General features: G+C 49.5%; 13 protein-coding genes. 8 read left to right on the top strand and 5 right to left on the bottom strand.

What is annotated here, in order from left to right; genetic code table 11:
- Positions 1 to 85: 85 nt before the first annotated feature.
- From Q1A54_RS12610 to Q1A54_RS12595, 4 genes are all read left to right on the top strand, one after another.
- Entirely contained in the window at positions 86 to 1,570 is a 1,485-nt protein-coding gene (locus Q1A54_RS12610; RefSeq protein WP_299988591.1) for an SDR family oxidoreductase, read from the top strand.
- A gap of 177 nt (positions 1,571 to 1,747) precedes the next feature.
- Positions 1,748 to 2,695 (top strand): phosphoribosylaminoimidazolesuccinocarboxamide synthase, encoded by a 948-nt coding sequence (locus tag Q1A54_RS12605; protein WP_299988588.1) that lies wholly within the window; start codon positions 1,748 to 1,750, stop codon positions 2,693 to 2,695.
- A 55-nt stretch (positions 2,696 to 2,750) separates the two neighbouring features.
- Positions 2,751 to 3,128: an STAS domain-containing protein gene (locus Q1A54_RS12600; protein WP_007657896.1), complete on the top strand. Its 378-nt coding sequence runs from the start codon at positions 2,751 to 2,753 to the stop codon at positions 3,126 to 3,128.
- A 13-nt stretch (positions 3,129 to 3,141) separates the two neighbouring features.
- Positions 3,142 to 4,059 (top strand): ribonuclease Z, encoded by a 918-nt coding sequence (locus Q1A54_RS12595; protein ID WP_196115478.1) that lies wholly within the window; start codon positions 3,142 to 3,144, stop codon positions 4,057 to 4,059.
- A gap of 17 nt (positions 4,060 to 4,076) precedes the next feature.
- On the opposite strand, the gene Q1A54_RS12590 is transcribed toward Q1A54_RS12595, so the two are convergent.
- The gene (locus Q1A54_RS12590) at positions 4,077 to 4,679 is read right to left on the bottom strand and encodes a hypothetical protein (protein WP_299988583.1); all 603 of its coding nucleotides are present in this window, start codon (positions 4,677 to 4,679) and stop codon (positions 4,077 to 4,079) included.
- A 30-nt stretch (positions 4,680 to 4,709) separates the two neighbouring features.
- Positions 4,710 to 5,510 carry a hypothetical protein gene (locus Q1A54_RS12585; RefSeq protein ID WP_299988580.1) on the bottom strand — a complete coding sequence of 267 codons (801 nt, stop codon included), beginning with the start codon at positions 5,508 to 5,510 and terminating at the stop codon, positions 4,710 to 4,712.
- Between the two features lie 248 nt (positions 5,511 to 5,758).
- Here Q1A54_RS12585 and Q1A54_RS12580 point away from each other — a divergent pair, with 248 nt between their 5' ends.
- The 4 genes from Q1A54_RS12580 (at position 5,759) to trpS (ending at position 9,704) form a co-directional block, all read left to right on the top strand.
- Positions 5,759 to 6,550, top strand: a complete 792-nt coding sequence (locus Q1A54_RS12580) for a queuosine precursor transporter (protein ID WP_196115471.1) — start codon at positions 5,759 to 5,761, stop codon at positions 6,548 to 6,550.
- A 212-nt stretch (positions 6,551 to 6,762) separates the two neighbouring features.
- The gene (locus tag Q1A54_RS12575) at positions 6,763 to 7,674 is read left to right on the top strand and encodes a DMT family transporter (RefSeq protein ID WP_299988576.1); all 912 of its coding nucleotides are present in this window, start codon (positions 6,763 to 6,765) and stop codon (positions 7,672 to 7,674) included.
- A gap of 404 nt (positions 7,675 to 8,078) precedes the next feature.
- Positions 8,079 to 8,642: a copper resistance protein NlpE N-terminal domain-containing protein gene (locus Q1A54_RS12570; protein WP_299988573.1), complete on the top strand. Its 564-nt coding sequence runs from the start codon at positions 8,079 to 8,081 to the stop codon at positions 8,640 to 8,642.
- An 87-nt stretch (positions 8,643 to 8,729) separates the two neighbouring features.
- Entirely contained in the window at positions 8,730 to 9,704 is a 975-nt protein-coding gene (gene trpS, locus Q1A54_RS12565) for a tryptophan--tRNA ligase (RefSeq protein WP_299988569.1), read from the top strand.
- Between the two features lie 79 nt (positions 9,705 to 9,783).
- Here the strand turns inward: trpS and Q1A54_RS12560 are convergent, their stop codons facing one another.
- From Q1A54_RS12560 to Q1A54_RS12550, 3 genes are all read right to left on the bottom strand, one after another.
- Positions 9,784 to 10,626, bottom strand: coding sequence for a sulfurtransferase (locus Q1A54_RS12560; protein WP_299988566.1), 843 nt, complete (start codon positions 10,624 to 10,626; stop codon positions 9,784 to 9,786).
- Positions 10,627 to 10,755: 129 nt separating this feature from the next.
- A complete protein-coding gene (locus Q1A54_RS12555; RefSeq protein WP_299988563.1) occupies positions 10,756 to 12,078 on the bottom strand; it encodes a S41 family peptidase in 1,323 nt (440 codons plus the stop codon).
- Between the two features lie 309 nt (positions 12,079 to 12,387).
- Positions 12,388 to 12,786: a hypothetical protein gene (locus Q1A54_RS12550; protein ID WP_007657881.1), complete on the bottom strand. Its 399-nt coding sequence runs from the start codon at positions 12,784 to 12,786 to the stop codon at positions 12,388 to 12,390.
- Between the last annotated feature and the right edge of the window lie 2 nt (positions 12,787 to 12,788).

The raw sequence follows: 12,788 nt of genomic DNA, 5'->3' as shown, positions 1-12,788 counted from the left end.
CACTATCTTTGAAAAAACATAATCGAACTCGCATAACATTAACAGGGCGTCCCTGTTGTGCAGGTATAGACGGCCTAAAACACAAATGAAAATACTCCTGACCGGCGCAAACGGCTACATTGGCAAACGACTTCTTCCTGTGCTCATAGAAGCGCAGCACGAAGTGGTATGCCTTGTTCGGGATCCACGCCGCTTCGAGGTAGCAGACAGCCTTAAGGAAAAAGTACAGGTGGCAAAAGGGGATCTGCTTCAACCGGAAAGTTTACAGGACTTGCCAAGAGACATAGACGCGGCTTATTATCTGGTGCACTCCATGGGTTCCGGCTCGGCAGACTTTGAAGAGGCTGAAAGAGCATCGGCTACAAACTTTATCCAGTACCTCAACAGCACTAGTGCCAGGCAGTTGATCTACCTCAGCGGCATTGCCAACGATGTGCACTTGTCGCGGCATTTGTCTTCGCGGCGGCAGGTAGAGGATGTACTCGCGCAGGGCAAAGCATCGCTTACCGTCTTGCGGGCGGCCATCATCATCGGATCTGGCAGCGCTTCTTTTGAGATCATCCGCGACCTGGTGGAGAAACTGCCTGTCATGATCACGCCTCGCTGGCTCAACTCCCGTTGCCAACCCATCGCCATACGCGATGTCATGTTTTACCTGACTGCCGTGCTGGGCCGGGAAGACTGCTATGGCAGACGTTTCGAGATCGGCGGTCCTGACGTGCTCACTTACAAACAAATGCTGCTGCAGCTGGCAAAAGTCAGGAACCTGAAAAGACGCATCTATACCTTACCGGTACTCACGCCTAAGCTCTCCTCCTACTGGCTATACTTTGTCACAAGCACCAATTACGCACTAGCCCGCAGTTTGGTGGAGAGTCTGCGCAACGATGCCGTGGTGAAAGACAGCAGCATACAGCAACTTATACCGCATAAGTGCCTGAGCTACGAGAGTGCTCTGAATCTGGCTTTTACCAAGATGGAGCAGAACATGGTGGTGTCAAGTTGGAAGGATGCACTGGTGAGCGGCACCATCCAACTCAATTTCATGGATTTTGTACAAATTCCAGAGCATGGGGTACTCACCGACCGCCAGCGCATGCGTTTCGATAGAGCACCTGAAGAGGTGATGGACAATATCCTGCGAATTGGCGGTGAGCGCGGCTGGTACAAGACAGACTTCCTGTGGGAGATACGTGGACTACTTGACAAAATGGTGGGTGGGGTTGGCCTTCAGCGCGGCCGGAGGCATCCAATTGATGTAAAATCAGGCGATTCCATTGATTTCTGGCGCGTACTGGCTGTTGACCGAAAGGCTGAACGCATGTTGCTGTATGCCGAAATGAAACTGCCCGGCGAGGCCTGGCTACAGTTCAGAATATGTCGGGAGGCTGACGGGAATTACCTTGAGCAGCTAGCTGCTTTCAGGCCAGATGGTTTGGCAGGCAGACTGTACTGGTATGCGATGCTCCCTTTCCATTTTGTCATTTTTAAAGGAATGGCGCACAACATCATTCATTACCGTGAGCCGTTAATAGAGAAATCTTTGCCTCCTCCGCAACATTCTCAATAATGTACAAAAAATAGATTTCATAATATAAAACTATAGCTATACTTAAGAGTATATAGCAATGTCTAAACCCAGATGATTTTCCCTTCTGCAAAAGGCATTTTACATTTATACCTGTAGCTATTAACCCGCACCGACAAAAATATTTTAACTTTGCCTTTCTCTAACCTAACAGACCTAATGGAGGCCATAAAAGAAACTAACTTCTCCTTCGCCGGGCAAACCGGTTTTTATAGAGGCAAGGTGCGCGATGTTTATTATTTTGAGGACCGTTTGGCGGTAGTAGCCACCGACCGGATCTCAGCGTTTGATGTGGTGTTGCCACGGGCCATTCCTCATAAAGGCCAGGTATTGAACCAAATAGCGAGCATAAACCTTAAATCTACTTCAGACCTTGTTCCGAATTGGGTGCTTTCGACACCAGACCCGAACGTGACGATCGGGTACCGTTGCGAACCCTATAAAGTGGAGATGGTGATCAGAGGCTATCTGGCTGGTCATGCCTGGCGCGAGTATAAGGCCGGCAAACGCAGCGTTTGCGGTGTAGCGCTACCGGAGGGCTTGCGTGAAAACGACAAACTGCCCGAGCCGATCATCACCCCAACGACCAAGGCCGACGAAGGACATGATGAGGATATTTCGCGAGAAGAAATTCTGGCAAAAGGCATTGTATCTGAGCAAGAATATATTAAATTAGAAGCTTATACCCGGGCACTCTTCGCAAGAGGTTCGGAACTGGCCGCAAAGCGCGGACTGATACTGGTAGATACCAAGTATGAGTTCGGCAGCTACAACGGTGAGGTATACCTGATCGACGAGATCCACACACCGGACTCTTCGCGCTACTTTTATCTGGAAGGATACCAGGAGCGCCAGCAGAACGGCGAATCGCAGAAACAACTTTCAAAGGAGTTTGTGCGCCAGTGGCTGATTGAGAATGGTTTTCAGGGAAAAGAAGACCAGGCTATACCTGAAATGACAGATGAAGTAGTGAACAGTATTTCGGACCGATACATCGAACTTTACGAGGTTTTTACGGGCCAGCCTTTTCATAAGGAAAGTTACGATAATGTGCTCTCACGCATTGAGAATCACATAGAAGAAAACATTTTTAACGACAAAAATTAGAATTATTAACGTGGATTTTGGTACATTCGCGTTTAAATCCTTTACTGGTAGATCTATGAAGTACACGATTGATAAGAAAGAAAACTACACGATTATCACGATAGACGAGAAGAAACTTGATACTTCAATCGCTCCGGATTTGAAATCTGAGTTCGTGAAATTGAATGCTGAAGGGATCACCAACCTGATTCTTGACCTCAATAACGTAAAATATACTGACTCTTCGGGACTGAGCTCTATCCTGATCGCTAACAGACTTTGCAACTCGTCTAACGGTTTGCTGATTCTGACCAGCCTGCAGGACCACGTGATGAAGTTGATCACGATCTCTAAACTAGAGTCTGTGCTGAACATCCTGCCTACGGTGGAAGAGGCGATCGACCGCGTGTTCCTACACGAGATCGAGCAGGACCTGACCAACAAGGAAGACTAGTTAAACCTATTTTGTGGATTTCGAACTCAGGATACTCGGTAGTTCGTCGGCCACACCCTCGGCAAACCGGCACCATACTGCCCAACTGCTGACCATAGACAATCAGCTTCATCTGATTGATTGCGGAGAAGGAACCCAAATGCAGCTGATGCTTTACAAGATAAAGCATCAGCGCATTTCTAATATCTACATCAGCCACCTGCACGGCGACCACTACTTCGGTCTGGCAGGCCTTCTCTCTACCATGCATTTGCAGGGCCGCCAACAGCCGCTGCACCTCTTTGGCCCTCCCGGCCTCTCCGAAATCCTAAGTCTTCAGCTCAAGTACTCCGGCACTAACCTGTGCTACAAGCTTATTTTTCATGAGCTTGACACCACCAGCTACCGCAAAATTTACGAAGATAAAAAGATCACGGTGCATACCATACCCATGGAGCACCGCATTCCCTGCTGCGGTTTCCTGTTCCGCGAGAAGCCAAAGCCACGTCCGCTGATCAAAGAGAACCTGCCCGGTTTCCTGACGCCACCGCAACTGGTGCGACTGAAATGGGGCGAGGACGTACGCGACGAACAAGGGAATGTGCTTGTTCGCAATTCGGTGGTGACGCTGGAGCCCAAGCGCAGCCGCAGCTACGCCTACTGCGCAGATAGTAGGTATAAGCCCGACCTGCTCCCCTACCTGAAGGGTGTGGATCTCCTTTACCACGAAGCTACCTTTACTGACGAAATGCGTGAGCGGGCGCACTATACCTTCCACAGCACTGCACGACAGGCCGCCGAAATGGCTGTTGCCGCTCAGGTACGTCACTTGCTGTTAGGTCACTTCTCGGTGCGTTACAAAGACCTGACGCCTCTGCTCACAGAAGCGCAGGAGGTATTCCCTAAAACCGATCTGGCAGTAGAGGGAAGCATTTTCTGTGTGCGTGAATAAGGTATAGCTATACCTGACTAGTGCGCCATTTGCGCTATTTTATCGAGTGGCAGGCTGTTGGCCATCTTCATAATATTATCCTCTTTTGCATTGTCGGCTTTTAAGGTCAGCAGTGTGTTCTGCAAAGGAATCTGCAATTCATAACCGGCCGGAGCTCCTTCCATACCTTCAATTTTATTTAGTACTGCTTTATAGCCATGCACTTTCACCACTTTTTGTTTGCCGTCGCCGGAATTGCCAATAAATGGCAGAGCCAGAACAGCCTGCAATGAGTTGATCAGTGGTGAATTGTTGATAATGTCAACTGTAACCTGATTGGTGGCAGGGCCATAACTGCGATGCACAAACAAGCCCATACCAAAGCCTGCGCCACCGCCGGTCACGTCATCTTCTTTCACATTTGGACTGCGGTCCTCCATTTTTGCCGGCAGCATCTTTAGGATTTCCTTCCCAATTTCAGCGTCCAGACTACGGAGCATCTGCTCCATCGCAAAACGCGAATTGCTTAGATCACCTGAACCATAAGAGGTTTTCGCCTCCGCTAAACTTTTGCTGAAATCCTGGCTAAAGGCCATGGCAGGCAGGAAGGTAAAAACGACTAGGATTGCTATATTTTTCATGACTGGTTTCATTCTAGATTTCTATGAAGTTTACTTTTCGCCCAGCATCTTCTTGATGCCATCAATATCCACCGCATTGGCCGCTGCCATCATCTCCTGTTCGTTTTTGAAGTTGACGCCTTCATACACCAGCAGCGACGACTGTCCCATAGGCACGGTCAGTTTGTAACCGCTGGCATCATCATACTCGATCACGGCACGGTGCCCTTTCACCTTGGTTTGCTTCCAGTTCTGCTGCTCTCCTGATGTTTGGGTATAGCCCCCGTTTGCCAGGTACATGTTCACAGCCGATAGCATCACCGAATTATTGGCCACCATCACCCGCAGTTCCTTCTCGTTATTGTCAGTATACTGGCGCATGATGGTCAGACCGGCCCATCCCCAGCCGCTGCTAGCCACCTGTTCTACACTTTCATCTTTATTCAAACCGCTGATCGACTCCGGCAAAGACTTGAGTATCTTCTGCCCGATCTGGAGTTCTACTCCCAGCATAGCCTGCTGCACTGCGTAGCGGGCTTCGCCATACGTACCGGCTTTAAAGGCTTTGTCAGCGTCACCCAAGAATGCATTCACATCAGGTGGTGTCGAGATAAGACCTTCCCCTCCTTTGTTTCTGGCCCTGCTGGAACTGGAATTGCCAGCCCTAGCGCTATTATTGTTAGAGGAGCCGTTCCCTATACCTGTTTTGTCCTCAATTGTCTTGTCCAATGCCTTTTCGGCGATATTGTTGGCTTTTTGTTTTAGCTTGTTGAGCATCCCGCCCTGTGCCATGGCCTCTCCCGACCCAAAGCACAACAACAGCAGCGCGGCTCCTGTAAATATCTTTTTCATAGAACTAAGGAATTAATTGAAATAAGCAACTAGCAAACATAAATTTAGCTTTTATCCAATATTTAATAAAACAATTTTTATAAATATTAGCAATCTGTATATTATATTTATTGAATGGCAGAAAATACTTGGTGAAGGCGTAGCTCATTGTTTTAGCTGGAGCACTGTTAGCAGCAAAGCTAAGGGCAGTGATATTTGATTTAGCGGCCCATAACTTGTAAACTTGCTGTGATAAGAAAACCCGACCTATGCCGGCAGCCCCCTCCCTTGAGAAAAAACGCACCAACCTCTTCCTTGTCCTGAGTGGCATCTTCCTGGCCAATGCCCTGTTGGCTGAACTGATCGGTGTAAAGATTTTTTCGGCGGAAGCACTCTTTGGTTTGCAGGGTGCCCAGATCGGAATCATGGGCGAGAAGTTTGACTTCAACCTCACGGCTGGCGTCATCATTTGGCCTGTGGTGTTTGTGACCACCGATATCATCAATGAGTACTTTGGCAAAGAGGGTGTGAAGAAAGTCAGCATCCTGACCGTGGTCCTGATTTTGTATGCATTCCTGGTGATCACTATTGTAACAGGGCTACCCCCTGCTGCTTTTTGGCTGGAGCTGAATAATCAGGATGCAGCGGGAAACCCATTCAATATTGATTTCGCTTTCAACTCCATCTACCGGCAAGGGCTGGGTATCATCATCGGGTCGGTGGTAGCCTTTCTTATTTCGCAGTTTCTGGACGCCACGGTGTTCCACTGGCTGCGCAGCTTCACGGGTAGCAGCAAGATCTGGCTGCGGGCGACGGGTTCCACGCTTGTTTCGCAGCTGATCGACAGCGTCGTTGTCCTCTTTGTGGCCTTCTATCTTTTTGGTAACTGGCCCCTTTCGCTGGTCATGTCGGTGGCTGCGATCAATTATATTTACAAATTTTTTATCGCCGTCGCCCTTACGCCTTTACTGTATGTAGCGCACTATCTGATAGACGGTTACCTGGGTCGCCGCACCGCCGAAACCATGATAGAGGTAGCCGCTGAGGAAAGCAAAGAGTAGCCTGTGTTACAAATAAATTTGCTTTTGAAATAAATACAGCTTTATCTTTGCGGCCTTGCAAAACAAAATGGCTGCACACTTAGCACATACACAGATTTTCATTACGGGGTACGTCCTGCACGACCTCTAACAGTTCCCATTTCCGCCATTTGGGTCTGAGGGCCCACCCCTATACCTTATTTTTTTACTGACTATTTTCAAAAGGGACATCTATGATCAGAGGCATCCTTTTGGTATTTCTCGGAGCGTGTAGCTTCGGCATACTATCCACATTCGTAAAACTGGCTTACAAAGAAGGCTATACCTTGGGTGACGTCACCGGCACACAGGTCCTCTTTGGCTTTATCATACTCTGGGGCATTGTGCTGGTGCGCCAGTTGATGGGGCGTCGCAGTTTTGGTGTTTCGGCACTGGACAAACTCAAGCTCGTAGCCATGGGTACCAGCACTGGCCTGGTGAGCATCTTCTATTACAAGTGTGTGCAGGCGGTGCCGGCCTCTATCGCCATCCTGCTGCTGATGCAGTTCACTTGGATGAGCCTGCTGCTGGAAGCGGTAATCAAGCGCAAAATGCCACAGCTATCTCAAATCGTGATGGTGCTGCTGGTACTGATAGGTACCGCCATGGCGGGCAGACTGTTCTCAGGCACTGTTCCTGATTTTGACTTAGCTGGCATCGGCTTCGGATTACTGGCAGCAGCCTGCTATTCTGTTTTCCTGATGATCAACGGTGCGGCCGGCAACGACCTGCACCCTACCGCCAAAAGTGCCCTTTTGTTGACGGGCGCGACTATACTAGTTATGAGTGTCTTCCCTCCGGTGTTCCTGGTGAACGGGGCGCTGGGTGATGGATTGCTGAAGTGGGGCTTATTGTTGGCCGTGTTCGGCACCGTTATTCCGCCTCTTTTCTTCGCTTATGGTATACCGCGTACCGGCCTTGGACTGAGTGCCATCCTGAGTTCAGCGGAACTGCCAGTAGCGGTGGCCATGTCCTACCTTGTACTGCAGGAAGAGGTATGGACGGTGCAGTGGCTGGGTGTGGCGCTTATACTTCTCGCCATTACGTTGAGTAACCTCAACAGGGTATACCAAACAAAGAAAACCAAAAAGCTGGTGACAGCCTAAACGATACAAGATTGATTGTTTTTACTTAAACCGAGACTAGCCTATGATGTAATTGACTTTGAACTATAAGATTTGATTTGATTTTTTTTTGAATGGCTGGGTGACTGCTCTTAAGTGAAGCGCCTGGTCATTTGTTTTTTATAGGGGTGCCTTACAGTTAGAGCCAGAAAATGATGCAATCCATAAGCTCAGGTTCAACTGCTGAAAACCCTCTCCTCCTACTTCCGTATCTCACATCCTACTACAACATATCAGGACCACCGCATAAAGCGTGATTCCCAAATGCGCACAATAATTAACGTTTAACAACAGTTTTAACAGAAATAGCCTGTTCAAAAGCGTACTTCTGAAAAACTGGTATATTTTCTGATATGATTCACCCTGAACGACAAATCCTACATAGCATGAGAACAATACTCACACTTATCGTCCTATTCACTCTTACACTAGGCTTGCAGCAGGTACAGGCGCAGTCCGGCAAAAGTTATCAGGAATGGCTGGAAGAAAACCGTGGTGGGGGTAAAAAAGCAACTGCTAAGAAAGCTCCTGCAAAAGGAAAGTCCTCGACAGCAAAAGGCACCGCTGCAAAGCCGGCAGAAGAAGCGCCATCAGCAGCTCCCGCCCTGGCTCCTCCGAGCGGCACTTTTATGGGTACGATCGCCTGCAAGGACTGCCAGGGTATCAAAACTGAACTTACCCTGAGTGGCAATTCCAAGGGTTCCTTCACTATGAAACAGGTATACATAGGCAAACCAGCCGATAAAAGCGTGGTGAACAGCAGCGGCAAGTGGTTCCTGGCCAAAGGCAACAAGCAAAACCCGGACGCGGTAGTGCTGCAGCTTATACCTACCGCCGGCGACATCGACCCCATGTATTTTCTGCAGGTAAGCGACACAGAGGTGAAGCTGCTGAGCAATACACAGGACGAGATCAGCAACTCCAGAAATTACTCTCTCAAGAAACTTTAAAGCACCAGGTATAGAATTGTCGTAGCCGGGCTAAGGGTGTTTTCAGCAATTTGCGTTATTTTGCAGCTGTAAACCATTTTCCCGACTATGGCACGATACCTTACGGGCATTCAGAGCACAGGCCGTCCACACTTGGGCAACCTGCTGGGTGCTATCCTCCCAGCCATCGAACTATCGAAGGCATCCCAGGAACAGGCGCTTTACTTTATAGCCAACCTGCATTCCCTTACTACTATCCGCGATGCGCAAGTGCTGCGCCACAATACCTACTCGGTAGCCGCCGCCTGGCTGGCCTGTGGCTTTGACACCGATAAAAATATTCTATACCGTCAGTCAGACGTGCCGATGGTAACCGAACTGAACTGGTACCTCAACTGCTTCGCCCCTTTCCCGATGCTCGCCAATGCGCATTCGTTCAAGGACAAGTCAAGCCGCAGAGGACTGTCTGACGTGAACGCCGGTCTGTTCACCTACCCAGTGCTGATGGCAGCCGACATCCTGATGTATGATGCCAACATCGTACCGGTGGGAAAAGACCAGATCCAGCACCTGGAGATCACCCGCGATATTGCCAGTTCATTTAACCACATCTACGGGGAGACATTTGTGCTGCCTGAGGCAAAGACGGATGAAACGGTAATGACCGTTCCGGGCATCAACGGCGAGAAGATGAGCAAGTCCTATGGCAACATCATCGACATATTTGAGGCCGACAAGCCGCTCCGTAAAACGATCATGAGCATCGTAACGGATAGCACTGCGCTGGAAGACCCGAAGGACCCGGACGAAGACACGACCTTTAAGCTGTACAGCCTGCTGGCCTCACCGGAAGAGATACTGCAGATGCGCAACAACTACCTGAATGGCGGATACGGCTACGGGCATGCCAAACAGGCGCTGTATGAGTTGATCCTCCGTAAGTTCGCCAAGGAGCGTGAGCTATTCAACTATTACATGAACAACCTGGCTGAGATCGACAAAAAGCTGCTGGAAGGCGCTGAAAAAGCGAAAGCCATCGCCACGCCGGTACTGGAGCGTGTGCGCCAGAAGCTTGGCTACTAAGAGCGCTATACCTGCCAAACGAAAAGCGGCTGCTGAATGGATTTCAGCAGCCGCTTTTCGTTTATACCTATACCTTTAATCAGGCCCCTGTTCCGATCGGGCGGTCGTTGCGTGACCATTCGCTCCAGGAACCTACATAGAGCGCAGGTATACCCAATCCCGCATAGTCCATGGCCAGTGCCGTGTGGCAGGCCGTCACGCCGGAGCCGCAGTGCACTACCACATGCTCCGGATCCCGCTCGCCAATTGCCTGGCTATACTTTTCTCTCAAAGCCTCAGGCGACAAGTAGGCACCGTTTTGCGTCAGATTACTTTGAAAAGGAATGTTAACAGCACCCGGAATATGCCCTGCCACCAGATCAATCGGTTCGGTCTCCCCACGGTAGCGTGCTGCATCACGCACATCAATTACAAGATAATCCGGATCTTTGACAGCTTTTGCGACTTCCTCCATGGAAATGATCGGTAGTTCCCATGCTTTAAAAGGATATGGATCAACAGGCCTGGCCCGCTCCACTGCGCTGCTGACAGGTATACCAGCCGCTACTGCTGCCTGGAAGCCACCATCCAATACCTGCACCTGATCATGCCCCGTAGCCCGTAGCATCCACCAGAAGCGGGAGGCAGCATTCGCTCCGCTCATGTCATCATATACCACCACCTGGCTGTCAGGTGCTATACCTAGGCGGCCCAGCAGCTCGGCAAAATGATCAGGCTCCGGCAAGGGGTGCCGACCACCTTGTGCAGCATCAGCTTTCACATCAGCCAGGTCTTTATCCAAATCTACATGCAGGGCTCCTATTAGGTGCTCCTTTTCATATTTGGCCCGACCATTGGGCCCAGAACGGGCGTCGATCAGGACGAGTTTTTGATTTTCCTTCAGTACAGAAGATAGTTCAGTTGCATTCAGGATTGGTTGCATATGTGAGGGCTTATCAGGTATAACACGATGGCAGATGGAAGATAGTTAAAAGTTCAGACGAGCGAAACTTCTGCACGTGAAATACTGCGGAACAGGATGGTCACCTGCAGTATACCTGTGATAAAAGCATTAGTTGGAGCGTGCAAATTCATTAAAGGAACTTCCTGCCTGCAGCTCCAACAGCTTTCTTACATTTCCGGACGCATCTTTTACCATTTCGATACGCAGGTGAGGAAGCCCCTCGATGCGGAACATGGTATCAGTGATCGGAATTAGCCTCCGCTGCGCTTTGCCTTTCTGCTGGTAATACAGCTCGTTTCCCTGCAGACTGACAATCCTTTCGCCATACGTGCCGGCATACCTCGACATAACTTTCTTTTCTAGCTGCACAGGCTGCAGTTCACTTTTCACATGCTGCAGTTCCCACTCCAGAGAGGCCTTGTTCTGTGCATCGGTACTGGTCAAAAGCAGTTTGTTTAGCGCCAGTTCCTGCGCCTGTAGCAGTGCCCGGTCTGCCTCCACTTTGATATCGGGCACCACACCGGTTCCTTCCCAATTGGTTTGAGTAATAGCATTGATTGATCGGGCGATAGGTATGTCCAATACAAGCTGATCATTCACAATAAAGGGCTGCACAGGATGAGCGCCACCTGCTGTTGTTTCCCCGACAATTGTGGCTCTCTTCAAAGATTGCAGGTTGTAAGTCAGCTCTTCAGCTGCAGAAAAAGTGCTACTGCTGGTAAGTACGTAGAGATCAGTTTTTGGCATACGCTTACCATCTACTTCTGCTAAGGTGTGATACTCTTTCGTGGTATTGCGCGGGCGATCGTAAATGCTGTTGTAGTGAATCGGCTTTTCATCAAAAAAGTAGCTCATCACCAGCTGTACCATTTCAGGATGACCGCCCCCGTTTTGGCGCAAGTCGATTATAACCGCATCAGTGTTTGCGATAAAGGCCATAGCTGCCGCTACCGTTTGGGGGGCTTGCTCACTGACCGGGAAAAACTGGGTGAAGTTGATGTAGCCAATGTTGCCAGGCAGGCGCTCTACCTTTGTAAAACCAAAATTACTGCGCTCCGCTATCCGCAGGTGCTCCTGCATTACCTCCGGTCCAGGCTCTGAGGCAGATTTCCAGTTTTTCAGCATTTTTACCAGGCCAGGATTATACTTCAGATTCAGGTGCCCGTCGCGGTGGGTCTTTTGAAGATCTGAGGACAGGGCCGCTGCAAATTGCTGGTAGTTATTCACCCCGTCGTATACCTTGCGCTGTTGCTGCGACCGGATATAATTTCCCATTTCTTTTGCTTTGTCCGGGAAAACGTAGTTTTGCTCCAGCAGCGCCGCGACCCGCTCTACCACACTATCCTTTTCAGTTGATGGAATGGTAAGCTGCTGTGCAGCGGCACTGAAGCATAAAAGGCACAAGAGTAGTGTCCAGAAACTCTTTTTCATAAGCCACACATTAAATGACGCCATACCCACATGATACCGGTTTGACTCTTTATTACGGACCTACAGGGCCTGGCAGAACATCACTCCTCCTATCAGTAACAAAGCCTGACATTATCACTTTATATTCCTGAATACTAACATAATACCCATTTGTTGCTTCCAAATCATCTTAACTGACAGCCCCTTGAATATAAAGCAAAAAAAGCCGCCCTACGCTAGCAGATTGTAGCGTAAGGCGGCATTAAGTAAGCTGCGAAGCAGTTCAGTTCCTAGTGCCTGACCACCTCTTTTTTATGTGTTGCGTACTGGTTACTCCGCTTTCCAGAGCTCACGCTCCTGATCACCGATCAGTACCACGAAGCGGGCAGGATTGGCCGTCAGTACCAGGCGCATCTCTATACCCGGAAATTCGTCTGACTCTACCCATACGCCTTCACGCTCACCATCCGGTGTTACATGGTCGCCATTGAGCGAACTAGGCAGGTAGGCGGTTGGCAGCAGGATGTCAGCGTCGGAGCGCAGCTTGCCGTGCACATCCTCCAGTACATCCTCCAGGTAGTCGCCATACTCTTCGTTAAAATCGTCTTCCAGGTCGTGCAGTTCTTCTTCAATATCGTCGTAGCGCTCGTCATTATAATCAAGCGCATTCAGTTCTTCTTTCTTGCTGATGATGGCCACCAGCGAACTGTTTAGTGCATTTGCGTTCATAG

It is taken from the genome of uncultured Pontibacter sp., from assembly GCF_947502515.1.
GTDB lineage: Bacteria > Bacteroidota > Bacteroidia > Cytophagales > Hymenobacteraceae > Pontibacter.
The sequence above is the reverse complement of the archived record's forward strand: the minus strand, read 5'-3'. Positions and strand labels throughout refer to the sequence as shown.

What these genes read in the sequence shown, in the direction of transcription:
- Q1A54_RS12610 (WP_299988591.1), top strand. Translation starts at nt 86, where the DNA reads ATGAAAATACTCCTGACCGGCGCAAACGGCTACATTGGCAAACGACTT.
- Q1A54_RS12605 (WP_299988588.1), top strand. Translation starts at nt 1,748, where the DNA reads ATGGAGGCCATAAAAGAAACTAACTTCTCCTTCGCCGGGCAAACCGGT.
- Q1A54_RS12600 (WP_007657896.1), top strand. Translation starts at nt 2,751, where the DNA reads ATGAAGTACACGATTGATAAGAAAGAAAACTACACGATTATCACGATA.
- Q1A54_RS12590 (WP_299988583.1), bottom strand. Translation starts at nt 4,679, where the DNA reads ATGAAAAATATAGCAATCCTAGTCGTTTTTACCTTCCTGCCTGCCATG.
- Q1A54_RS12585 (WP_299988580.1), bottom strand. Translation starts at nt 5,510, where the DNA reads ATGAAAAAGATATTTACAGGAGCCGCGCTGCTGTTGTTGTGCTTTGGG.
- Q1A54_RS12580 (WP_196115471.1), top strand. Translation starts at nt 5,759, where the DNA reads ATGCCGGCAGCCCCCTCCCTTGAGAAAAAACGCACCAACCTCTTCCTT.
- Q1A54_RS12575 (WP_299988576.1), top strand. Translation starts at nt 6,763, where the DNA reads ATGATCAGAGGCATCCTTTTGGTATTTCTCGGAGCGTGTAGCTTCGGC.
- Q1A54_RS12570 (WP_299988573.1), top strand. Translation starts at nt 8,079, where the DNA reads ATGAGAACAATACTCACACTTATCGTCCTATTCACTCTTACACTAGGC.
- trpS (WP_299988569.1), top strand. Translation starts at nt 8,730, where the DNA reads ATGGCACGATACCTTACGGGCATTCAGAGCACAGGCCGTCCACACTTG.
- Q1A54_RS12560 (WP_299988566.1), bottom strand. Translation starts at nt 10,626, where the DNA reads ATGCAACCAATCCTGAATGCAACTGAACTATCTTCTGTACTGAAGGAA.
- Q1A54_RS12555 (WP_299988563.1), bottom strand. Translation starts at nt 12,078, where the DNA reads ATGAAAAAGAGTTTCTGGACACTACTCTTGTGCCTTTTATGCTTCAGT.
- Q1A54_RS12550 (WP_007657881.1), bottom strand. Translation starts at nt 12,786, where the DNA reads ATGAACGCAAATGCACTAAACAGTTCGCTGGTGGCCATCATCAGCAAG.